Origin of the sequence: Marinobacter adhaerens HP15, assembly GCF_000166295.1 — a bacterium.
Lineage (GTDB): Bacteria > Pseudomonadota > Gammaproteobacteria > Pseudomonadales > Oleiphilaceae > Marinobacter > Marinobacter adhaerens.
In genome coordinates, this window is the sequence record NC_017506.1 from 2,908,019 (window position 1) to 2,928,408 (window position 20,390).

The 20,390-nt window shown below is 56.6% G+C and carries 22 protein-coding genes; 9 read left to right on the forward strand and 13 right to left on the reverse strand.

Annotation, left to right across the window (positions count from 1 at the left end; translation table 11 throughout):
* Positions 1-25: 25 nt before the first annotated feature.
* On the reverse strand, positions 26-886 hold the full coding sequence (locus HP15_RS13680; protein WP_008172373.1) for a LysR family transcriptional regulator: 861 nt from the start codon (positions 884-886) through the stop codon (positions 26-28).
* Between the two features lie 191 nt (positions 887-1,077).
* Here HP15_RS13680 and HP15_RS13685 point away from each other — a divergent pair, with 191 nt between their 5' ends.
* Positions 1,078-1,353: a hypothetical protein gene (locus HP15_RS13685; protein WP_227497794.1), complete on the forward strand. Its 276-nt coding sequence runs from the start codon at positions 1,078-1,080 to the stop codon at positions 1,351-1,353.
* On the opposite strand, the gene HP15_RS13690 is transcribed toward HP15_RS13685, so the two are convergent.
* The 3 genes from HP15_RS13690 to HP15_RS13700 form a co-directional block, all read right to left on the reverse strand.
* Positions 1,350-2,255, reverse strand: coding sequence for a homocysteine S-methyltransferase family protein (locus HP15_RS13690; RefSeq protein WP_014578018.1), 906 nt, complete (start codon positions 2,253-2,255; stop codon positions 1,350-1,352). The genes HP15_RS13685 and HP15_RS13690 overlap by 4 nt on opposite strands.
* Before the next feature lie 10 nt (positions 2,256-2,265).
* Complete coding sequence (locus HP15_RS13695; RefSeq protein ID WP_014578019.1) at positions 2,266-4,296, reverse strand: alkyl/aryl-sulfatase; 2,031 nt, start codon at positions 4,294-4,296, stop codon at positions 2,266-2,268.
* A 74-nt stretch (positions 4,297-4,370) separates the two neighbouring features.
* A complete protein-coding gene (locus HP15_RS13700) occupies positions 4,371-4,694 on the reverse strand; it encodes a hypothetical protein (protein ID WP_014578020.1) in 324 nt (107 codons plus the stop codon).
* Between the two features lie 133 nt (positions 4,695-4,827).
* On the opposite strand from HP15_RS13700, the gene HP15_RS13705 reads away from it, so the two are divergent.
* A complete protein-coding gene (locus tag HP15_RS13705; protein WP_014578021.1) occupies positions 4,828-5,292 on the forward strand; it encodes a hypothetical protein in 465 nt (154 codons plus the stop codon).
* A 7-nt stretch (positions 5,293-5,299) separates the two neighbouring features.
* On the opposite strand, the gene HP15_RS13710 is transcribed toward HP15_RS13705, so the two are convergent.
* Positions 5,300-5,902 carry a pyridoxamine 5'-phosphate oxidase family protein gene (locus tag HP15_RS13710; RefSeq protein ID WP_049784488.1) on the reverse strand — a complete coding sequence of 201 codons (603 nt, stop codon included), beginning with the start codon at positions 5,900-5,902 and terminating at the stop codon, positions 5,300-5,302.
* A 108-nt stretch (positions 5,903-6,010) separates the two neighbouring features.
* Between HP15_RS13710 and pdxR the strand changes: the two genes are divergently transcribed.
* Both pdxR and HP15_RS23075 read left to right on the forward strand, forming a co-directional pair.
* Complete coding sequence (gene pdxR / locus HP15_RS13715) at positions 6,011-7,444, forward strand: MocR-like pyridoxine biosynthesis transcription factor PdxR (RefSeq protein WP_014578023.1); 1,434 nt, start codon at positions 6,011-6,013, stop codon at positions 7,442-7,444.
* A complete protein-coding gene (locus tag HP15_RS23075) occupies positions 7,441-8,169 on the forward strand; it encodes a class I SAM-dependent methyltransferase (protein WP_014578024.1) in 729 nt (242 codons plus the stop codon). The genes pdxR and HP15_RS23075 overlap by 4 nt, the downstream gene beginning before the upstream one ends.
* Here the strand turns inward: HP15_RS23075 and HP15_RS13725 are convergent.
* Positions 8,090-8,992, reverse strand: coding sequence for a LysR family transcriptional regulator (locus tag HP15_RS13725; RefSeq protein ID WP_014578025.1), 903 nt, complete (start codon positions 8,990-8,992; stop codon positions 8,090-8,092). The genes HP15_RS23075 and HP15_RS13725 overlap by 80 nt on opposite strands.
* A 104-nt stretch (positions 8,993-9,096) precedes the next feature.
* Between HP15_RS13725 and HP15_RS13730 the strand changes: the two genes are divergently transcribed.
* Positions 9,097-9,729, forward strand: coding sequence for a class I SAM-dependent methyltransferase (locus HP15_RS13730; protein WP_014578026.1), 633 nt, complete (start codon positions 9,097-9,099; stop codon positions 9,727-9,729).
* 112 nt (positions 9,730-9,841) lie between these two features.
* On the forward strand, positions 9,842-10,045 hold the full coding sequence (locus HP15_RS13735) for a DUF3185 family protein (RefSeq protein ID WP_014578027.1): 204 nt from the start codon (positions 9,842-9,844) through the stop codon (positions 10,043-10,045).
* Between the two features lie 13 nt (positions 10,046-10,058).
* Here the strand turns inward: HP15_RS13735 and HP15_RS13740 are convergent, their stop codons facing one another.
* The 4 genes from HP15_RS13740 to HP15_RS13755 all read right to left on the reverse strand — a co-directional run bounded on the left by HP15_RS13740 (position 10,059) and on the right by HP15_RS13755 (position 14,836).
* Positions 10,059-10,451 carry a DUF2784 domain-containing protein gene (locus HP15_RS13740; protein ID WP_014578028.1) on the reverse strand — a complete coding sequence of 131 codons (393 nt, stop codon included), beginning with the start codon at positions 10,449-10,451 and terminating at the stop codon, positions 10,059-10,061.
* 16 nt (positions 10,452-10,467) lie between these two features.
* On the reverse strand, positions 10,468-11,562 hold the full coding sequence (locus HP15_RS13745; RefSeq protein WP_169702165.1) for a GGDEF domain-containing protein: 1,095 nt from the start codon (positions 11,560-11,562) through the stop codon (positions 10,468-10,470).
* 108 nt (positions 11,563-11,670) lie between these two features.
* Complete coding sequence (locus tag HP15_RS21710) at positions 11,671-12,315, reverse strand: OmpA family protein (RefSeq protein ID WP_049784489.1); 645 nt, start codon at positions 12,313-12,315, stop codon at positions 11,671-11,673.
* Between the two features lie 13 nt (positions 12,316-12,328).
* The gene (locus HP15_RS13755; RefSeq protein ID WP_014578031.1) at positions 12,329-14,836 is read right to left on the reverse strand and encodes a membrane protein; all 2,508 of its coding nucleotides are present in this window, start codon (positions 14,834-14,836) and stop codon (positions 12,329-12,331) included.
* 262 nt (positions 14,837-15,098) lie between these two features.
* Between HP15_RS13755 and codB the strand changes: the two genes are divergently transcribed.
* Genes codB through codA form a run of 3 tightly spaced genes read left to right on the forward strand, consistent with a single transcriptional unit; the run spans position 15,099 to position 18,292 of the window.
* Positions 15,099-16,382: a cytosine permease gene (gene codB / locus HP15_RS13760; RefSeq protein WP_014578033.1), complete on the forward strand. Its 1,284-nt coding sequence runs from the start codon at positions 15,099-15,101 to the stop codon at positions 16,380-16,382.
* A complete protein-coding gene (locus HP15_RS13765) occupies positions 16,383-17,006 on the forward strand; it encodes a PucR family transcriptional regulator (RefSeq protein ID WP_014578034.1) in 624 nt (207 codons plus the stop codon).
* 29 nt (positions 17,007-17,035) lie between these two features.
* Entirely contained in the window at positions 17,036-18,292 is a 1,257-nt protein-coding gene (gene codA / locus HP15_RS13770) for a cytosine deaminase (RefSeq protein ID WP_041645481.1), read from the forward strand.
* 14 nt (positions 18,293-18,306) lie between these two features.
* Here the strand turns inward: codA and HP15_RS13775 are convergent, their stop codons facing one another.
* Genes HP15_RS13775 through HP15_RS13785 form a run of 3 tightly spaced genes read right to left on the reverse strand, consistent with a single transcriptional unit; the run spans position 18,307 to position 20,351 of the window.
* Positions 18,307-18,762, reverse strand: coding sequence for a DUF4112 domain-containing protein (locus HP15_RS13775; RefSeq protein WP_014578036.1), 456 nt, complete (start codon positions 18,760-18,762; stop codon positions 18,307-18,309).
* Between the two features lie 20 nt (positions 18,763-18,782).
* A complete protein-coding gene (locus HP15_RS13780) occupies positions 18,783-19,430 on the reverse strand; it encodes a DsbA family oxidoreductase (RefSeq protein WP_014578037.1) in 648 nt (215 codons plus the stop codon).
* Positions 19,431-19,487: 57 nt separating this feature from the next.
* Positions 19,488-20,351 (reverse strand): LysR substrate-binding domain-containing protein, encoded by an 864-nt coding sequence (locus HP15_RS13785; RefSeq protein WP_041645483.1) that lies wholly within the window; start codon positions 20,349-20,351, stop codon positions 19,488-19,490.
* Positions 20,352-20,390: the final 39 nt, after the last annotated feature.

Below are 20,390 nucleotides of genomic sequence, written 5' to 3' on the forward strand. Positions count from 1 at the left end.
GCAATACGATTACCTGCAGCTCCGTTTAGCGTAGACCGAGGAATGCCTCTTTGACATGCGAGGCAAGCGCATCATTAAGGGGATTTGAACCCCGGCGTACCAACGCCAGCTGATAGAAGCCGATTTCCGGCAGGCTATCACCGGCAACCTCTTTCAGAGGCGGACGAATCAGGCTTTGCGGAAACGGGGCCACGGCGAGATCCGCCAGCATAGCGGCCTCCTGACCGGAACAATGCTCACAGGTGTAGGCAATCCTGTAAGGTATACCCGCTTTGTCCAGTGTTCGGAGGGTCATACGCCGCCAGGCACATCCCTCATGGGCCATGGCAATCGGCAGCGGGGAACGCTGATAGGCCGATGAGCCCTCTCGCCCGGCCCAGACCAGCGGTTCCTCGTGCACCACCTCACCGCGGGGAATACGCCCCTCATCGGCCACAGTTACCAGGGTCATATCCAGTTCCCCGGCGTCCAGGCGAGCGAGATTCTGTTTGCTCGAACCAACCACGACATCCACCAGCACGGCGGGATAGGATCTGGCAAATTCTGCCAGAACTTCCGGCAGAATCCGGGTACCCACATCGTCAGACGTGCCAATACCCACTTTCCCCTCAAGGGTTGGCGAAACGAAATACTGTACGGCCTCTTCATTCAGGCGTAGCAATCGGCGCCCATAATCAAGAAGAACCTCACCTTCTGCGGTCAACGTGACGCGCCTGGGTTCGCGAACGAACAGGGTTTTCCCGAGGTTCCGCTCAAGCTGTTTGATCTGCATGCTCAGGGCGGAAGGTGTTCGGTGAACGGCTTTGGCGGCACTGGTAAACGTGCCATGTTCCGCAATGGCAACAAAACTCCGGAGCACATCGTTATCAAGCAGAGGCATGTTCATGGGCGGACCCTACGGATAAATTTATGGCCGGCAATTGCCTTAAGCATAACTGAACAAGATCTTAAATTCTTTTCGTTTGATTGAAGGCAGAGAGAATACCAGAATAGCGGCTGTAGGCACCCGTAAGCGAGTTACAAGACGTCTCCAAACGAGCTGCTGCAAGTCATTCACCAACAGTCGGGGCCGTAGACATGTTGAAGAGCACAGAGCATCAGGCACACTCCGCAATGCAGCCGATCACCTCCTGGATTGAGGGATATTCCAGACGCCAGCAATTCCGCCGTATGGCAGAGTCATTGCTGAAAGAAAAAGATGATACGCTTTCGGATCTTGGCTACGACCGCCATGATCTGGAAGGCGCCTTGCACCTTCCCATCCGGAACGATGCAATGCAATACATTGAGGCACGTCGTTCCAGACGTGCTGTGGAAGCGCGCAGAGCCAAAGCTCCTCGGCTCGCCGGCTAACCGCGCGGCAATTCCGAGAACCGTATCAGGTTATACTCGCCTGTCAGCACATCGGCCAGGTGGCTGATGTGCTCGGGCGTGATTTCACAGCAGCCGCCAACAACACCTGCGCCGTCATCCAACCACTGTTTCACCTGAAGCCCATACACCCCGGGTGACACGTCCTGCCTGGCTTCCAGTTCATCCACCAGCGCTCCGCCGGCCATTGGTTCAACTGTTTTGAACGCGTTTGCGTAGCCACCCGTGCAGGGGTAAAGGCCGGCCAGTTCAGGCATTGCCTGCGAAATCACTTCCGGATCGCAGCAATTGAGCATAATCGCCGTTGGCCCTGACGCCCTCACCGCTTCAACAGCCTCGGCGAGGGTCTCCCCTGACCGGAGCTTGCCATCGGCTTCCAGTCTGAATGCCACTCCGAAGGGTTTGCCTGATTCACTGGCGGCAGCACAGGCGGCTTTCGCCTCCAGCGAGTTGGTCATGGTTTCGATGAGGAAGACGTCCGCCCCACTCTGCAGTTTAACGAGGATGTCGAATTCCGATTTCAGATCCTCGAACGTACGGTCAGGCTGGCTCCGATAGCTTCCGACCAGGGGCGGCAGGCAGCCGGCGATATCAACGTCGGCACCCGTTAACGCGATGGCGCGCTCCAACACCTCGAAAGCCCGTTGATGAATTGTACCAATCTCGTCACCAAGGCCTTCTCTGGCCAGTCGCGTGGGCGTTGCAGCATAGGTGTTTAGTGTCAGGGTACGGGCGCCCGCCCTGATAAAGTCAGCATGGACTTCGGTAACCACGTCCGGCTGCTCCCGCATTACCGCCACTGACCAGAGCAGTGACGTAACATTCATGGCCCTGCGGTAGATTTCCTGGCCCAGGCCGCCATCGAGAAGTGCAACAGATTTCATAAAGTACTCATCAGGGTGTAACGATATTGAACCGGCCCTGAGGCTTGTCCAGCATGCTGAAAAAGCCTATCAGGTCGAGCCGGCTTCCCTCAAAGCTGATCTCGTCGCTGAACAGAAGTTCCTTCAGCCCCGCACGGCCGATCAACAGATCCACAAACAAAGACCGCGTCAGATTCAATGTGGCGTCAGCGGGAGTGTCCTCATTCACCAGACGGTTGTGAAGCACGGAATGTTTCAGAGTCAGCAGATAACTTTCCTTGAGATCCGTGAAGGTAATCTTGATGACGGCGCTCTCCCCTTCTGCGTCTTCGGCCTTCAGCCGCACCGCCATGCTGTCAAAGAACAGGGATACCGGCGTGTTCAGCAGCACTTCTCTCATCATCGCCGGTTTGATGCCCTCTTCCGGCGAGCCGTGGCGCAGCTCGTATGCCCCCGTCAGGTAGAAGTCCCGCCAGGGGGCGGATTCCGCCTGATAGCCAAGCTGGTCATAGACGTTGGCCAGAAGCTGTTTTGCATCGTCATTCCCCGGCTCGGCAAAGACCACCTGATTGAGCAATTCCGCCAGCCACCGGTAGGTGTCGCGCCCTTCGCTAGCCCCCATGGCAGAGGCCGCCTCGAAATCCTCGCGGGCTCTTTCCAGAACCTTTTCAGCGCCACCCATCATCTGGACATAACGCTGGGCCGAATCACTTTCCGGAAGTGGGTCTAGCTGAGCCGGGTTCGCTGTAAACCACCCCAGGTAGTGCTGATACACCGCTTTGGCGTTGTGAGACACGGTGCCGTAGTACCCCTGGTTATGGAACGCCTGATTCAACTCCGGCGGCAGCTTGAGCTGATCGGCGATCTCCCGCGGTGTCGCACCCTGGTTCATCAAACGCACCGTCTGATCGTGAATGAACTTGTAGGTATCCCGCTGAACAGCCAGGAAGTCCTGGATATTCTCTTGCCCCCACAGCGGCCAGTGGTGGCTGCCGAAGTAGATATCGGCGTCGGCAAACAGAGTCTTTGCTTCGTCGATAAAGCTGCTCCATAGACGGGCATCCCGAACCTTCGCGCCCCTCAGGGTGTAGATGTTGTGCATATTGCGGCTGACCAGCTCGGCACCGCAAAAGGCCTTTTGTTCGGGGAGGTAGAAGGTGAACTCTGCAGGCGCTTCGGAACCGGAGACAATCTGGAAAATCATCGGCACGCCGTCCACCTCCAGCTCCGTACCGGTTTCGCTGATCAGATCCGTCGCCGGGGCAAAGCCAAAGGTGCCAAAAGCCGGGCCTTTGCCCAGACCAGTGCCAACATGGCCGCGTTCGTCTCGATCCAGACGCTTGCCATACATGAACATGGCCCGGCGTGTCATGGCGGGGCCGGCGATGATGTTCTCGCTGGTTGCCTCCTCCTCAAAGCCCTCTGGCGCGATAATCCGCAGGTTGGCTTTTTCCTCGTCCGAAAGGTGCTGGAGAATGCCCTGCACGCCGCCAAAGTGATCAATGTGGCTGTGGGTAAAGAGAATCGCCCGCACCGGCTTTTCGCCCAGATGTTCTCGAGCAAACAGGAAGGCTTTGCTGGCGGTCTCCCGGGCGGTCAGAGGATCCACCAGGATCCACCCGGTTTCGCCTTCGATGATCGACATGTTCGCCAGGTCGTAACCCCGGATCTGGTAGAGCCCGTCGGTGACCTTGAACAACCCGTGAATGTTGTTGAGGGCAGCCTGGCGCCAGAGGCTTGGATTGACCGAGGCCGGGGCGCTTTCTCCATCCTCGTCGATAAATCCGTAGGCCGGCATGTTCCAGACTTCACCGCCTTCCAGATGATCAATGACCAGTTCAGGGTCCTGGGCAATCAGTCCGCGTCGCGCGTTCTCGAAATCGTCACGGTTATCGAAGGGTCGCTGGTCCAACACATCCCGATTGGCCTGCTCGGTCGTGGCGGTCGGCGCAATGTGTCCGGCGCTGTTGGCTGCGGAAGAATCAGGACTGGAATCGCAACCCGTCATGACCAGGGCAATGCCCAGCAAAGGAGCGAAAAGAAGCTTTCGGGATAGCGGCATATGGGGAAACCTTTTCGGTCTATTGTTATTGGTTACCCCAAGTTTACTTCAGGGTGGGCCAAGATCTGTGCAAATTAGCCAAAATACTCCTGAATCCACTCGAACAGTTTGGTGGTTGTCATGTCGTTGAGCGCCATCTGCTGAAAGTCGTTCCCCACTTCGTCTTCAATGGTCACGAACTGGTACAGAAGAGTGCCCGGCTGTTCGTCGTGAAGGATCAGCGTAATCCTTCGGCGGGTACGCAGACAGTCAATGGTCATCACATCCGCCGGTATACCGGCATCGCGCATACCACGGCGCACCTCTACCACCGGATTGATGTGCTGATGGGTTGCCTGGATGCGGGCATGGGCATCGCTGGCAAGGTCGGACAGGGTTTTCAGGCGATCTTCAGACATTGGGCTCGAGTCGCTCCGGGGGTCGTCAGGATTGACCCATCAGATTACCAGAGAATGAGCAATCCTTAAGCGAAATCAACGGCTCTTGTCAGTAGCCTGCGTCTGACTTGATCAACGCTGGGGGTTATACACTATGGTCAACATGCTGGCCGCAATTCCGGTCAGGGCACTATTCGCCCGATTATTTTCGCTGGTTTTCTTCGTGCTCGCTTTCACTCTGGTCAGTGCCACCGTTTTGGAAGTGATCGCCGCCCTCCAGTCTGGCCAGCAACTTATGCAGGCCCTGATCAAGGGCGTTAATGGCAGCATTATCGCTCTCGCAGTTTACGAACTGGCCATGGTGATACGTTCCGAGTACAGCGGGCGCTCGGAATCCCACGACGTCATAACCATGATGAGACGCACACTGCCGCGTTTTATTGGAACAGTGTGCGTTGCCATGTCGCTTGAAGGGCTGATCATGATCATCAAATACAGTCAGTTGGAACTCGCCGGCAACCTCTATTATCCCGTTGCCATCATCGTCAGTACCGCCCTGCTGCTGGCATCCCTGGGCCTGTTTTTGAAGATGGCTCCCAGAGACCAGGCTGGCCCTTGAGGTATCTTTAAACACCGGTAGGTATCAATCCGTGCCACACGGGCAGAGTCATATCTTCGGGATCATCATTCGGGCCACCAGTCCGGCTTTTGAAGGCTCCTTCATCAATTGGGATCCGGAACAGCGCCGTTGCCTTTCTTTCCTTGTTGTTCGGCGCCCTTACCTGCTCCCACCGCCCCGGCTCGATCTGGTTGATGATGGCACGGAACGCGGCATCAAAGGCGGCATGGTCCGTGACCGGCACAGCATGGCCATACAACACCAATGACTCGTAGTTGGCGCTGTGGTTGAACGCCGATTTTGTCATCACCCATTCATTTGTCACGGCGAAGGAAATGCAGAGCAATACGCCCGATTCAAGACGCCGGGACAATCGTCCACCATTGAGCGTGTGCACATAGAGGTCGTCGCCCAGTCGCCAGGCCGTGATCGGAATGATGCGAGGCTCGCCATCTTCCACAAATCCTAGATGCGCCGTTTTGAGCCGATCAATCAGCCGGTAGGCTGTTTCCCTGTCATAGCTGGCTCGCTTTACCGCCCTCTGCACCCTGCTGCGTGGACAAGAAGTCAGCGGGGAGGCGCTGGGCCCGGCCAAATCAGTCGTTGTCATCAGAAGCTCCTTTCCGGTCTTGCACTTCACAAAAATGTACTTCTATTGAAAGGCACTTCTGATACCATCGAAAGATCCAGATTGTGACTTTTGATAGGACCAGTTGATGTGATTGATGATATCCGCCTGGACAGCGCGCATCCTCTGCAGCATCAGCTGTATCAACGGTTGTCCGAACGGATACTCGACCAGCGCTACCCACCCGGGCGCCAGCTTCCGCCCAGCCGCCAGATGGCGAAGGATCTTGGCATCAGCCGCAATACGGTGAACGCCGTTTATGAGCAGCTCAAGGCGGAGGGCTTTCTTCAAAGCAGAGCGGGCAAGGGTATCTTTGTCCATGAAGACATCAAATCAGCGATAACCCCCTCAGGGCCGGGCCTGGAGAAATCCGGTGGCGTTTCCATGAACTTGCCACCGCTGCCGCCACTTCCAGCGGGAATACCGAAGCCTGTTGAAGACGCCAGTTTGCCATTCCAGCCGGGCTTGCCAGACCTGGATGCATTCCCCATCCGCAGCTGGAACCGGATCCTGCACCACCAGGAAAGCCGGCGAACACTGAGAGGGTATGACAGCATCCAGGGATTCCAGCCCCTGCGACGCGCCATCGCCGCTTACGTCAGAACGTCCCGAGGGGTTCGCTGCGAAGAACACCAAGTCATAATCACCAATGGCGCGCAGCAAGCGCTCTCGCTTATTGCCGACGTTTTCCTGCAACGGGACGACAGTATCCTGTGTGAAAATCCGGGATACCGCGGCGCCCGGAACGCGCTGGGCCGGTTGGGCAATCCCGTGATTCCAATCCCCCTCAGGAACCACGTCCTGGATGTGGAAGCGTTGCCGGGCCTTGAACCTGCAGGGGCCAAGCTCCTGTTCTGCACGCCCACTCACCAATACCCCATGGGCGGCATCCTCGACCTTTCCCAGCGAATGGCTCTGGTGCAATGGGCCCAGCAAAACGGATGCTGGATCATCGAGGACGACTACGACAGCGAGTTCCACTTCTACAACAAACCCTTCGCTGCCATTCAAGGCCTGTACGAGAATTCACCCGTGCTCTACATGGGCAGCTTCAGCAAAACGTTACTACCAGCATTGCGCATCGGCTATCTGGTGGTCCCGGAAGCGGTTGTCGACCCCTTGCTCTGGGCCAAGCAGATCAGTGGTGGAGAGACCCCTCTTCTTGTCCAGGCAACCATCGCCGAATTCATTGAGAGTGGTCAGTTCACACGCCATCTGCGGCGAATGCGTCAGCTGTACCGGGACAAGTGGCAACTCTTCCAGAGCGAGGTTACGAATAAGCTCGGCGGACTTGCTCAACCGGTGGCGGAAAGCGCGGGGATGCACCTGGTACTTGAAGGAGATTTTGACGACCTGGCGCTCAGCCAATGGTTGAAAGCCAAGGGATTTGGCAGTACACCGCTAAGCGCGCACTTTCTGGGAGATTCCTCCAGAACCGGCCTCGTAATGGGATTTGCGAGCGCCAACGAGCGCGAGATCAGAGAATGCGTCAACACCCTGCAATCGGGGCTCACCAAACCATGACATCAAAGTACGAAAAACAGATTCTTACCGCATGGAACTCAAATGCCTCGCCCTGGATCAGGGCCGTGGAACAAGCGGGCATTCGAGCGCCGGGGAACCTCTCCAGCAGCAGTGTTTTAAGAGTGATTGAAGATTACGCCCCCTCGGGTGGCTCAATTCTCGACGCAGGATGTGGCGAGGGCTGGTTGATCAGAGAAGTAACGCGCCTTGGCTACCGAGGCACCGGAACAGATGCCGTGCCGGAATTGATCGAATACGCCCGGCAACAGGGAGAGGAAGACTTCAGGGTCCTCAACTACGAACAACTGGAAAATGCCGATCTGGGCACGTTTGATCTTGTTGTGAACAACTTTGCCTTGCTGGGAGACACCTCGGTGAACGCTTTTCTCAAGGCCCTGCCCAAACTTCTCAATCCCGGTGGTGCGTGCGTCATCCAGACTCTCCACCCTGTCGCCTTTTTCCATGAAGGAGAATACGCCACTGGCTGGAAGCCCGGAACCTGGGCTGGCCTTCCTGGCGATTTCGGCGATCCGGCTCCCTGGTACTTCCGAACGCTCGCCGGTTGGCTCAATCTGTTCAGGACATCCGGATTGACGTTGCCAGAAATCAGGGAACCTGCCAACGAGGGCCAACCGCCCCAATCGATTATTTTTGTGGTTCAAAATACTCGGAAAGCTCAGCGGTCAGAAAATCAAAGACCGTCCGAACCCGAAGGTTCATCCTGAGCTCCCGGTGGGAGACGAGCCAGACATCGCCGCCGAACACCTTATCCTCGAAGACTCTCTCAACGTGAGGCTCTGCATCACCCAACTCAACGGGCATCATGCCAATACCGATACCCGTCCGAGCCATTTGCCAATGCACCAGATGGCTGTCCGTCCTGGCAACGAATTGGTCTTCCCGCAGCTTGAGGCCACGCTGCGCCAGGGCTCCCACGTATCTCTCATTGTTTGAAAGAAAGCCTATGAATGGGGCCTTACAAAGATCCTCGGTCAACGGCGATGGCAGATCAGCCAGGATTTCGGGTCTGGCGTAGAGAGTCGCCGAGAATTCCCCCACCTTGCGGGCAATCAGATCGGGTTCTGTGGGTCGAAAGTTCCGGATGGCAATGTCCGCAGCACGGCGGCGAAGATCGCTGGCCTCATTGGAGGCAACAAGGTTGATACGTATTCCGGGATACTGGTACCGAAGCCTTTGAAGAATTGGAGGCAGAATGTAAGCGGCGGTGATTTCAGATGCCGAAATCGCAATCTCGCCCTCAATGGACTTCGCCTGACCCGTTGCCGCAAGTGAGAGGCTGCTTGCGGCCTCTCCCATCGCTCGGACATAGGCAAGCAGTTCGAGGCCATTCCGAGTCAATTCCAGCCCACGACCTCCCCGCTCAAACAGCGCCGTAGAAAGTTCCTCTTCCAACGCCGCAACCTGTCTTCCGAGGGTCGGCTGCGAAACCCCCAGAGCCTTTGCTGCAGCAGAGAGGGATCCTTCCTCGGCTGTCACCAGGAACGCACGGGCTCGGTTCCAATCGAAGTTAACGGTTCGCCAATTCATTCAAATATGCATATCTGCAATAAATTTCTGTCGATATTACCAACAGAAGTGAAGAGATAGAATCTATTCCCGGAATTAAATCAACCGCCCTGAGAGACGAACTCATGAATTCATCCATCCGTTTCTGGAACCGCAGCGCTGCTCGATACGCCCGCCGTCCGATCGCGGACCAGAACGCCTATCTGAGAAAGATCGCCCTGACCCAGAAATATCTCAATCCGGAAATGGATGTTCTGGAGTTCGGCTGTGGTACGGGATCAACGGCCCTCATTCACGCGCCCAGAGTACGCAGCTACCTGGCAACCGATGCCTCCTCCCGAATGATAGACATCGCCCGAGAGCGAAAGGCAGGAAAAGACGCCGACAACCTTCGCTTTGTGGTTGCCACACTTGAGGATATGCAACATCGGCAGCAAGCGTTCGACGCGATCCTGGGGTTGAACATCCTGCACCTCCTCCGACACCCCGAAGTTGCGATACAACGGGTTTTCAGTATGTTGAAACCTGGCGGAGTGTTCATCAGCAACACCGCCTGCCTTCAAGATACTTGCCCCTATTTGAAACCAGTCGCTTCCCTGGCCCGAAGTCTGCGACTCGCGCCCTATGTAAATTTCTTGTCCCGTTGTCAGCTGGAGACGCATCTGGAGTGCGCCGGATTCCAGATTGATTATCGGTGGGTGCCCGAAACCTCAAAAGACGTTTACTTCCTGATCGCCAGAAAACCAGAATCATCATGAGAAGAGCAATGTCGATCGATTGAAACAGCTGTTGGAAAACCCGCACTGGGATGGCAAGCTTCCCTGAATCCAAGGCTCGCTGAATGGCGGCCTCAATCTGAAGGAGAATTCAATGGGAAGTTCAAAGCTGGTCGGTATCGTTTTGCTCGTGGTTGGCGTCGGCCTGCTGTATTTCGGCTACCAATCAACCCAGTCATTGGGGAACCAGTTGTCCGAAACGGTCACGGGGCGTTTTACAGACCAGACCATGTGGTATCTGATCGGCGGGGCGGCCGCGGCTGCAGCCGGCGCTTTTCTGACATTTTTCAAGAAATAATCCTGCCTGTTTTTCACCGCTCGGGCCTGACCACAAACCAGCTGGCCAGGACGAGCGCTCCGAAAACCGTGTAGGCCAGAATAAACACCCAGTCCGGCGCACTGTAATACAGAATGGACTGCAGCCAGTGCTGGATAAACGATCCCTCATAGCCCGCCTCCCCGGCCTTTGCCCGAAGCGCCATTTCCCAGGTCGTAAGCGGGCATAGCACACCGAGCCAGGATTGCAGAACCACTACACCAATCACAATCAGGTGGCTGAGACGGAACCAGAAATTGCGAACCCAGCGCCACTGGCAGAAATAGCCGGCAAAGGTTGCCACCAGCCCAAGGATGACAAAAACCACCAGCATCGTGTGCAGGATCAGGAGCGCATCAGCAAAGATCAGTAACCAGCGGCTATCCATCGCTACTCGACGTCCACTAGGCCATTACGTATCTGGCGCGACCCTGTTTTTTCGCGCGGTACAATGCCTCATCGGCCATTCGAATCATTTCATCGATGGAATCAAACTCGGTGGCCAGGCCCTGACAGATTCCAATGGAACAGCTAAGTTCCTTGCTATCGGGGCTATCCTCATTTGAAACCGCGCGGTCCTGCCATTGTTTCAGAACCTCTGCAGCAAGAAGTTCAAACCGGTCGGCATCTTCGCCCTCAATCACGGCCATGAATTCCTCGCCGCCGTATCGCCCGAGGATATCGGTCTGTCTTTTGAATACCTGCCTCATGATGTCAGCCTGCTGTCGAATAGCCTGATCACCCTGCTGGTGGCCGTAGTGGTCGTTGAACTGCTTGAAATGATCAAGATCCATCATAAGTACAGCGAGTCTCTGATTGGAGCGCCGCTGCCGGGCAAACAAACGCCCGGATTCACTCATCAATGCCCGGCGATTGAAGAGATCGGTTAGTTCATCGATGGTGCTCAGGCCAACCAACTGCTCGTTGGCCTCCTGAAGCTGCCCCAGCAGTCGATCAATCCTGTGCCGGCCGATCACACCGACAAACAGTGAGCCGGCCACGAACCCGGCGTTCATCCAGGTTCGCTCGCCGTAAACGGAATCCATGAGCATCAAGCCGACAAAGCCCAGAGAACTGAGCACCATCGCGGTCAGCGCGTAATGGAATTTCATTCCAAAAACAAAGAAACCGAAGAAGGCGTACAGCAACGTCCCTTCGTAAGGAAAGCTGAATGCTGCCTGCTCCCATGCCACGTGGATCAGGTAGTAATTGGCGTAGGTAATGCTCAGAACAGTCGCCAAAAACGCAGTCTGGGCAAAGCGAAGAAATTGCGGGACGAAGGTGAAGGCGAGCAGGCCTGCGAGAACCGGAAGCTGAATGAGGGCTCTGTTCGTTGTGTAGGCGCTCGTCAGATCCGGCGGGATCAACTGAAGATCACCAATCATGAACAGGGAGATCAGAATGCCACCCACCACGATGGAGAGTCGCAGCATGAGCATGTCGCGGGGGGATACCGTATTCGCTTCAACCGAGGGAGTCGGCATAAAAATGGAGCTCACAACGCACTTTATTCCCTGTACCTGCCGAGTCTAAACAAATTCTCGCCCTGACCACCAGCAAATAGACGAATCAAAAGAGGTACCACCTGTACAATTTTCCCACACACCTCACTCAAAAATCAGGATTTCCACCATTCGACGGGCCGGGTTTTCGGATTCGTCGGATCCTCCCGAAAGGGCCTCCCCTGTGCCATCAATCGTAATAAGAAGATCACCAGTTTGCCCCGACTCCGCCAGCAGAGTATCGAGATATTGCTTAACCGCCGCTGCACGGCGTAGCGAAAGCAGGTAATTGTAGATTTCATCCCCTAAGGCGTCTGCCTGCCCCCTGAGCGAGATGAGAGCGCCTTCCTTGACGCCTTCCATGAGACGATTAATCCGGTCTTTGGCCTGCTCACTGAGCGTACTGTCATTGAGGGCAAACAAAACCGTTTCCCGGATCAGCATTCTGCGACCACAGTCGTCACCGCGGCAGATGGCAGCCTCGAAACGGTCGAGGCGTTCAGACAGACTTTTTATTGCGTCTACATTTTGCTTCTGCAACGCCTCCAGGTTAGCCAGCCTGGCATTCAACGCGCCCATATCCGGGCCTTGAACCGACCGGTCGATCATGTCGGCACTATCCGATTCGCTATAGATATAACTGCCAGTATCAGACTCAATCGCGATAATGCGCGCGCTCAGGTTGGTCCAGAGTATGTAAAAAACGATCGCCACCAGTATGAATCCGATCGCGGTTAGAGCACTTCTCATGGCGGCTACCCCGTTATACCGGCAGGAGAAAACAAGTCAGAAACCGTGCGGCCCCTGATCGCTGACGCTGCACGTTGGAATGCATGACAGCCAGATCTTTGTTGAGTGCACGGATCTGGACGCCGCTGCGGTAAACGTTCCGGAAACTCAAATTGGCATGCATCCCGAATCGGGTGGTGGTCTGCCATGCGAGCAGCTGGTCCGGACTGTTGCTGGGACTCTCCTCGCCATCTGTGCCGTCACTGCCGCGGGCGGAAAGCAACAGGGTGCCATCGCCCACGGCATCAGAGGGTACAAAAGCAACCACATAAAACATCCGCCCGAATATTAAAGAGGCCAACTGCCAGCTATATCGGGTGCGAAGACCGATACGCTCACTCATCCCCACGAACTGCCTCCAGGAAAAGATCACAGCATCACCTGGCTTGAGGGTCCAGACCACAATCCGTTCATCGGCGGGTAACCGACGATATGGTGCGGCCCCGCCAACGCGAGCGTCTGTCCATACCCGGTTCATGTGCCAGGCCCCGCGCAAGAAGCGGGAGAAGAAGGCCTTTTGGGCCTGCGGAGTCACCTCATCAGGCGGCGCATTGGCGAAATCATAGCGTTTGCTAACGTATATCAGCTCTCCCATATCTTGCGTGAGATCGAGACGGTCTGACACCTCTCGCACCCCGCCGGACTGTCCGGGCTCTGACTGTGGCTCAAACTGAATCACACGCTCGCCATCAACCTTCGCTCCAAAAAATACCCGCGCAAAAATGTACATCAGGCTCTTGATGACAACGAGGATCAACACGAACCATGAAACCCAGGAATAGATATCAACAACAGCGTAGATCACGCTCAACTGCTTCTTTATGGCCGTTTCCATATCATGGAAAGTCGCACTCAAATCCTCGCGGGCAACATCAACAAGGTTGCCGGCACCGCTTGTAGCGAGCTCCGCATAGCCCTGCGTTGCGCGATCAAGGCTCTGGCGCTGCGCCTCGCGCTTTTCGGCATAGGCCTCGTTCAGCGGCTCCTTGACCGACGTTTCTGCGCATGACGCCGTCTGAAAAACCCAGGGCAGGAAACCACTACAACCCGGTGGTGCCATTTCTGGCTCTACATCAGGCAAGATCTTGGGCACCTCTTGCTCATAGAACGACATCATTGCGGCAGCCACGGCTTTCGGGGACGATTTTGCCCTCGCGTCGAGGTCATCAAGCATTCTGAAAGCGGCCTCTTCCTGATCATCGAAATAGGCGCTGATCGCACGATCGATGTTCTGCCTCCGGTTTGCTTTCGGGTCGGAGTCCGCCATGAATTTCAGACTGTAAAGTTGGTTATCGACCCATCGATCAACCTGCCAGGAGGCTGCCAGGCCAAGCGCCAGCAACGTCAGGAACGGCAGGTAGAAGACCAGTGTTTTGCGGCAAGTCTGCAGTAGAAAAGATCCCGACTGCCTGCGAAGCAACGGGAAATTCTCCCGTACCAACAAGCGCGCAATGCGCAGCGCGAAGCAAAGCATCAAGAACTGAACAATCAACCAGAGCCTGTAGCCCAGGGCGCCTTCTGAATAGAACACTGCGGCGAACAGCGAAACACCCAGAAGCGACAGGTAAACCGTAGATCCCATAGGAAAGACCCAGAGCAGAGCCACCAACACTGCCAGACACAGCAGTTTGTAAGTCATGGAAATCTGCCAGGCTCTGTAAGCATCACTTGCCCAGAGATAGGTGCTGATTCGTGCATCAAGGTCCCGCAGCTGTGTCAGAGCCTGCTCAGTATCCGATCGTGCTGTTTGGATCGATGTCAGCTCCACCCTCAATGCCCGGCGAGTGGTTTCCAGAGCATTACGGTGGCGGATAACCTTGTTTCGCCCTTGTCTGAGCTTCTCCCCCAACACCTTGTTCGCCAGTCCAAGGCTGAAACGCGAGACTATGGCCAGATCACGCAGCGACTTATCAATCATACTCAGGTGCGAGTTAGCCTGAGCGATCTTCAGCCTCAATGCCGTTATCTGAACAGCAATCTTGGCAGCCCGCTGGCTGACGTTCGTGTCCCAGGCACCACTCCGTTCTGAAAGCTGGTCCAACTCGCTCAGTAGTTCGGCGCGCTCGAAACGGAACAGCCCCGTGTCCGTATGATCTATGTCACCAATCCTGCTTCGGAGTGAGTCCAGGTCCGGTAGCTCAGCACTTTCTCTGGCGAGCTTTTCATTTTCGTAGAGCCTCTCCTGGGCATCCCAGGCGCTTGGAAACGGTTCAGTCAGCTTCTCAGGAGGGAAAAAGACCAGCGCCAACCAGGGCAAAAGCAGTGGCATCAGGACAAAGCGTCGCAGAACAACGCACGCCGCGATTCCAACAACGAAAACGACAAGGCAGAGCTCTGGGGGAAGGAACATCAGGCTTTCAACCTCAAGCCCAAAGCGCTCGTCAAACATGGAAAAAGGAGAAATGTGGCCAGTAACCACAGCCGGAGCGATGCCAAGTGCGATGGCAACCCACAGGGTGTAGCTGGCACCGCGCCTGGTCATTGAGTGAATTCCTTCTCGCCAAAGGAGTAATTGGAAGTGTAGTCCAGTTTGCTGCCGGCGCCCGACGCACCAAAGGAGTATCTCCGGCTCCAGATCGCACCGTATTGAAGCAGAGAGGTTCCTGCCAACGGCTCTTCAACAGTGCCTTTGTGCACTATGCACAATATCTGGCGGACTGCGCCGCAAGATTCGACCCGATAAGCCTCCATGGCACAAACGTTGCCAACTCCCTTGGTGTTACCCAAGACACGGAGACATCGTCATGACCACTGAACCTACACCCAAAGAACAGGATTATCCCTTAAGCCCGGTTCCCATGGATCAGCGCAAAAGCGTCTGGTCCATGGGGTTGGTGCTCCTCGGCTTTACTTTCTTTACCGCCACCATGTGGGCCGGTGGCAGCGTTGGTGTTGCCTTCGACTTTTCCACAATGTTGATGGTTCTGGCGGTCGGCAATCTGCTGCTGGGGCTGTACGCAGCAGGACTGGGTTATATCGCCGCGAAGACTGGCCTGAACACAGCCCTGATGAGCCGGTTCACCTTTGGCGAGCTGGGCAGCAAGCTGTCCGACTTTATTCTGGGTTTCACCCAGATTGGCTGGTACGCCTGGGGCACGGCCACTATGGCAATTCTGCTGGTCAAACTCACCGGGATGCCGGAAGGGATGACAACACCGCTGATGGTGCTGTTCGGGTTCGCCTTCTGTGTTACTGCGTTTATCGGTTACCAAGGACTGGAGTGGCTATCGAGGGTTGCCGTCCCCGCCATGATTATTCTGGTCGCCGTCAGTATGTCCATCGCCACATCCGATGCCGGCGGCCTTTCCGGGCTGCTGGCTATTACCCCGACCAATGAGATGAGCGTTGCAGCTGCAATCACGCTGGTCTTCGGCACCTTTGTCAGTGGCGGCACCCAGGCCACCAACTGGACCCGCTTCGCGAAATCCGGCAAAACCGCTGTGATCGCCACATTGCTTGCGTTCTTCCTTGGCAACGGTCTGATGACCCTGATCGGCGCCTTAGGTGCCCTCGTTTACCAGCAAGCCGACATCGTCGACATCATGGTCGCCCAGGGCCTCGCCACACTCGGTATCCTGATGCTGTTCCTGAATCTCTGGACCACCCAGGACAACACGGTTTACAACTTTGCGGTCGCGGGCTGCAACCTGATCCGTACCCGCCGCCGCAAGTCGGTGACCATTGCTGGTGCCGCGATCGGAACAGTTCTGGCGGTACTGGGCATGTACGAATGGCTGATCCCGTTCCTTGTTCTGCTTGGCACCTTTATCCCGCCGATCGGTGGCGTCATCATGGCAAGCTACTTTGTCGGCTATAAACGCCAGTATCCGGACCTGACCACGGTTACGCTGCCAGCCTTCAACTTCCCTGGGCTCGCGGCCTACGCCATTGGCTCCGCAGCCGCCTATACTTCTCCCTGGATTGCGCCCATTGTGGGTGTTCTCGTCGCGGCCCTGAGCTACAGCATCATTCTGGTTGTCAGCGAAGCGGTCCGTGAGCGTAAAGCCCAGGTGATGGGAGCGATCTGAGTGACCCTGCGATGCCGGAACGTGCCACACCTCCCCGGCCTGGATGCCATTCGGCTCCGGGGCGGGGAGTCCGCCGGAGATAACCCGGTACGCTGGCCCTATGTAGCGGAAAACCGCTCGTTCAAAAGCTGGGTCAAAGGTGGCGAACTGGTATTTGTTACCGGCATCAGCCGGCATCGCAGCCCCCAGAATCTGGCGGAATGCCTGTATGAGGGTAAGGAATGCAATGTCTCCGGACTCGTTGTCCTGACCGGAGATGCTTACATCGGTCAACTACCGAACACGTTATGCCGGCTGGCCGACGAGCTTGCGATACCTCTGTTCGAACAGCCCTATTCTCTGCCCATGGTGGAAGTCACGGAAGCCATCGGCAGGGCCATTGTCTGGTCCGAACACACATCGGTCGAGCAGATGGACCATAACCTTCTAGCCGATTCTGCCGACTTGCTCGATGCCTGGATCGCCTGCCGGGGCAACCAGAGTGCTATGGCAGAAGCATTAGGCTGCCACAGAAACACAATACGCAACCGAATGAACCAGCTCAGTGAATCAATGCCTGGCCAGGGCACCCCGACAGAACAATTCAGAACACTGTTACTGGCACACCTGCTACTGAAACCATAGATGCGGGTTAGCCACTGACCGGAGATAAAATGACTAAACCATTGAATGCAATAGCGAACGCACGTCTACAGGGCCGGGATGGGCTATTCCGGCTTGAGATCAGCAACGGACGCTTTTCAGGTATCACCGCCCAAGCCGAAAATACCACCGCCAATGAAGGCGAGCTGGATGCCGGAGGAAATCTGGTCACCGCCCCTTTCGTGGAGCCACACATCCATCTCGACGCCGCGATGACCGCCGGGGAGCCGCGCTGGAACAAGAGCGGCACCCTGTTTGAAGGCATTGAATGCTGGTCCGAGCGCAAGAAAACCCTGAGCCACGACGATGTGATCAGTCGCGCCAGCCAGACGCTGAAGCTCTTTGCCGCCCATGGCATCCAGTACGTGCGTACCCACGTGGATGTGACCGATCCGAACCTGACTGCCCTCAAGGCCATGCTTGAGGTTCGCGAACAGACCGCATCCTTCGTTGACCTGCAGATCGTCGCGTTTCCCCAGGAGGGCATCTGGTCTTTCAAAAACGGGCGTGAGCTCATGGAGGAAGCCGTGCGTCTCGGCGCTGATGTGGTGGGTGGCATTCCCCACTTCGAGTTTACCCGGGATTACGGTGCAGAGTCGGTTCGCTGGCTGATGGAGCTTGCCCATAAAAACGACCGACTGGTGGATGTTCACTGCGACGAAATTGATGACCCGGAATCCCGGTTCCTCGAAGTTCTGGCCGCCGAGGCCCTGAGACTCGACTACGGTTCCAGGGTATCCGCCAGCCATACCTGTGCCATGGGCTCCTATAACGATGCCTACTGCAGCCGCCTGTTTCGATTGCTGAAAAAGTCAGGCCTGCGCTTTCTTTCCATGCCCACTGAAAGCCTGCATTTGCAGGGCCGATTCGACAGCTATCCCAAACGCCGTGGCATCACCCGGGTCCCCGAGCTGCTTGATGCCGGACTGAAAGTCGCCTTTGGCCAGGACTCAATTCGCGACCCCTGGTATCCAATGGGCAATGGCAACATGCTCCGGACCCTTGATGTCGGCCTGCACGCCTGCCATATGCTGGGCATGAGCTGGATCGACCGTTCACTGGAGCTGATCACCGAGAATGGCGCGGCTGCGCTTGACCTTGATGAGTATGGCCTTGACGAAGGGATGCCAGCACGATGTGTGGTTCTTCAGGGGGCCACGCCCTATGAAGTGCTACTCGGGCAGCGACCGGTGCTGGCGTCTGTAAGGGACGGGCAGGTGTTGGTCCGGCGGGAGGCCTGCCATCCGGGAACCGGCCTGATGCTTTAAGAGCAGTGTGCGGCTCAGAATAAAAGCGTGAGGCCGCCGGTCACCACGGCGAACAGCACGGATAAACCAATCACGGTCCGCCAGGGGAAAGGCGGAGGCGGAGGTTCAATCGCCAACTCCTTTTCTAGGTAGTTACGAAGCAGACGGGTGTTGCGGGTGTTAGCTTTGTAAACCGCGTCGAAGGCATCGCCTACCACTGGCAACAGCCCGCCGAGAAAGTCGATGCCCATATTCTGCAACATGCGCATCTTCACCGCCTTGGTGGCTCCCGCTCGCTGCGCTTCCACCAGTACGTATCCGGCCAGGACCAGGCCCACGGCGTCCCCCACCACGGGCAGCAGGCCAATCACGGCCTCCGCGCCAATCCGTACATTGGTGAACGGAATAGCGATGTTGCTATCGGTAAAGCGGCTGAACTTATCCAGCCGTGCCAGAATGGCCCGTTGCCGGGCTTCGGATGGTTTCGGCATTCTCTCTCCAACGAAGGCGCTCACTCAGGCTTTGCGCTGATTTCTTCGAATGCCTGAACCAGGGTGTCGGGTTCCTGGGCGCCGGAGATCAGGTATTTACCGTTCACGATGAAGGCCGGCACCGCAGAAACACCGGCCTGTTGATAGGTTGCTTCATCTTCGCGTACCACGTTGGCGAATTCATCGGAATCCAGAATCTGCTTTGCCCTCCCGCGGTCCAGCCCCAGGCTCTCGACACAGGCCAGCAACACGTCCTGGTCTGAAACGTCTTCCGCCTTTCCAAAGTAAGCCTCGAAGAGCGCCTGCTTCATCTCCGTCTGCTTGCCCTGCTCAGCCGCCCACTTCACCAGCCGATGGGCGTCGAAGGTATTGCAGGTGAAGCGCTCCTGCATTTTCTCAAAGTTGAGGCCCAGATCTTTCGCGATCGTCATCATCTGATCCTGGGTCGCGCGCATTTCCTGCTCACTTCGACCGTACTTGCGGGCCAGGGCCGGCAGGATGGGCTCGCCCGTGCCAGAGTGGTCCGGGTTCAGTTCAAACGCGTGCCATTGCAGGCCGAATTCATACTCCGACGCCAACTGTTTCATAGCCTGTTCCAGGCGGGCATAACCAATCGCGCACCATGGGCAGGCGATGTCGGAAACAATGTCTATGCTGATCGTTTTCATGGGGTATCCCGTTAATTGCGTTTAGACACGATACTGCCAGCCTAACACGGAGACAGATCAGCCATCTCCCGCCAGATGTTCCCGGATCAGCTCTGCCATCTGCCGGGCCGGTTCAGTCGGACGGCCCGACGGCCGATGCAGTGCCATCTCGATGGATTGCAGGGCCGGCATACCGCTTCGTTCGTCCAGAACCCGCAGCTGGGGTGTGAGCATATCGCGGGTTACGGGCACCACCGCCAATCCGGCCACGACAACGGGCATCAATCCTGTCATCGACTGGCTTGAGTAGGCCAGGCGCCATTGCCGACCCGCAGAAAACAGCGCCTGTTCTGCCACCTCTCTGAACACATCAGCGCCCGGCGAGTAAAGCGCGAGAGGAATGGGATCTGTCAGGGACGGTTGTTTCTCGGCGCCAACCGCCCACACCAATGGCTCCCGGCGAATCACTTCGCCCCCGGGAGAGCGGGTCTGACGGGTCACAACCGCCAGGTCCAGCTCACCAGCCTGCACCTGCTCCAGCAGCCTGACGCTTGATCCGCAGATAACCTGCAGCTGAACCGCCGGGAACAGCTGGCTGAAATGGGAGAGAACGGAGGTCAGCAGAAACGCATAGTCTTCCGGGATACCCAGGCTCAGCTGCCCCGATACCTGCCGCTGCCTTAGCGAATCCAGTGCCTCGTTGTTAAGGGCCAGCATCTTCCGGGCGTAACCGATCAGTTGCTCGCCCTCCGCGGTAAACCGAATACGCCGGCCCTCTCGCTCGTGAAGGGACACCTCCAACAGGGCTTCCAGGCGATGCAACTGCATGCTGACAGTTGACTGGGTATAGGCAAGCCGGTCAGCCGCCGCGGTTACCGTTCCCGTGTCGGCAATGGCCACCAGTGTTTGCAGCACGTTCAGATCCAGAATACGGGGACGCAATTCATCAACTCTTGTGATGCTTTTAATCACTAAACGTTG

What these genes read in the sequence shown, in the direction of transcription:
- HP15_RS13680 (WP_008172373.1), bottom strand. Translation starts at nt 886, where the DNA reads ATGAACATGCCTCTGCTTGATAACGATGTGCTCCGGAGTTTTGTTGCC.
- HP15_RS13685 (WP_227497794.1), top strand. Translation starts at nt 1,078, where the DNA reads ATGTTGAAGAGCACAGAGCATCAGGCACACTCCGCAATGCAGCCGATC.
- HP15_RS13690 (WP_014578018.1), bottom strand. Translation starts at nt 2,255, where the DNA reads ATGAAATCTGTTGCACTTCTCGATGGCGGCCTGGGCCAGGAAATCTAC.
- HP15_RS13695 (WP_014578019.1), bottom strand. Translation starts at nt 4,296, where the DNA reads ATGCCGCTATCCCGAAAGCTTCTTTTCGCTCCTTTGCTGGGCATTGCC.
- HP15_RS13700 (WP_014578020.1), bottom strand. Translation starts at nt 4,694, where the DNA reads ATGTCTGAAGATCGCCTGAAAACCCTGTCCGACCTTGCCAGCGATGCC.
- HP15_RS13705 (WP_014578021.1), top strand. Translation starts at nt 4,828, where the DNA reads ATGGTCAACATGCTGGCCGCAATTCCGGTCAGGGCACTATTCGCCCGA.
- HP15_RS13710 (WP_049784488.1), bottom strand. Translation starts at nt 5,902, where the DNA reads ATGACAACGACTGATTTGGCCGGGCCCAGCGCCTCCCCGCTGACTTCT.
- HP15_RS23075 (WP_014578024.1), top strand. Translation starts at nt 7,441, where the DNA reads ATGACATCAAAGTACGAAAAACAGATTCTTACCGCATGGAACTCAAAT.
- HP15_RS13725 (WP_014578025.1), bottom strand. Translation starts at nt 8,992, where the DNA reads ATGAATTGGCGAACCGTTAACTTCGATTGGAACCGAGCCCGTGCGTTC.
- HP15_RS13730 (WP_014578026.1), top strand. Translation starts at nt 9,097, where the DNA reads ATGAATTCATCCATCCGTTTCTGGAACCGCAGCGCTGCTCGATACGCC.
- HP15_RS13735 (WP_014578027.1), top strand. Translation starts at nt 9,842, where the DNA reads ATGGGAAGTTCAAAGCTGGTCGGTATCGTTTTGCTCGTGGTTGGCGTC.
- HP15_RS13740 (WP_014578028.1), bottom strand. Translation starts at nt 10,451, where the DNA reads ATGGATAGCCGCTGGTTACTGATCTTTGCTGATGCGCTCCTGATCCTG.
- HP15_RS21710 (WP_049784489.1), bottom strand. Translation starts at nt 12,315, where the DNA reads ATGAGAAGTGCTCTAACCGCGATCGGATTCATACTGGTGGCGATCGTT.
- HP15_RS13755 (WP_014578031.1), bottom strand. Translation starts at nt 14,836, where the DNA reads ATGACCAGGCGCGGTGCCAGCTACACCCTGTGGGTTGCCATCGCACTT.
- codB (WP_014578033.1), top strand. Translation starts at nt 15,099, where the DNA reads ATGACCACTGAACCTACACCCAAAGAACAGGATTATCCCTTAAGCCCG.
- codA (WP_041645481.1), top strand. Translation starts at nt 17,036, where the DNA reads ATGACTAAACCATTGAATGCAATAGCGAACGCACGTCTACAGGGCCGG.
- HP15_RS13775 (WP_014578036.1), bottom strand. Translation starts at nt 18,762, where the DNA reads ATGCCGAAACCATCCGAAGCCCGGCAACGGGCCATTCTGGCACGGCTG.
- HP15_RS13780 (WP_014578037.1), bottom strand. Translation starts at nt 19,430, where the DNA reads ATGAAAACGATCAGCATAGACATTGTTTCCGACATCGCCTGCCCATGG.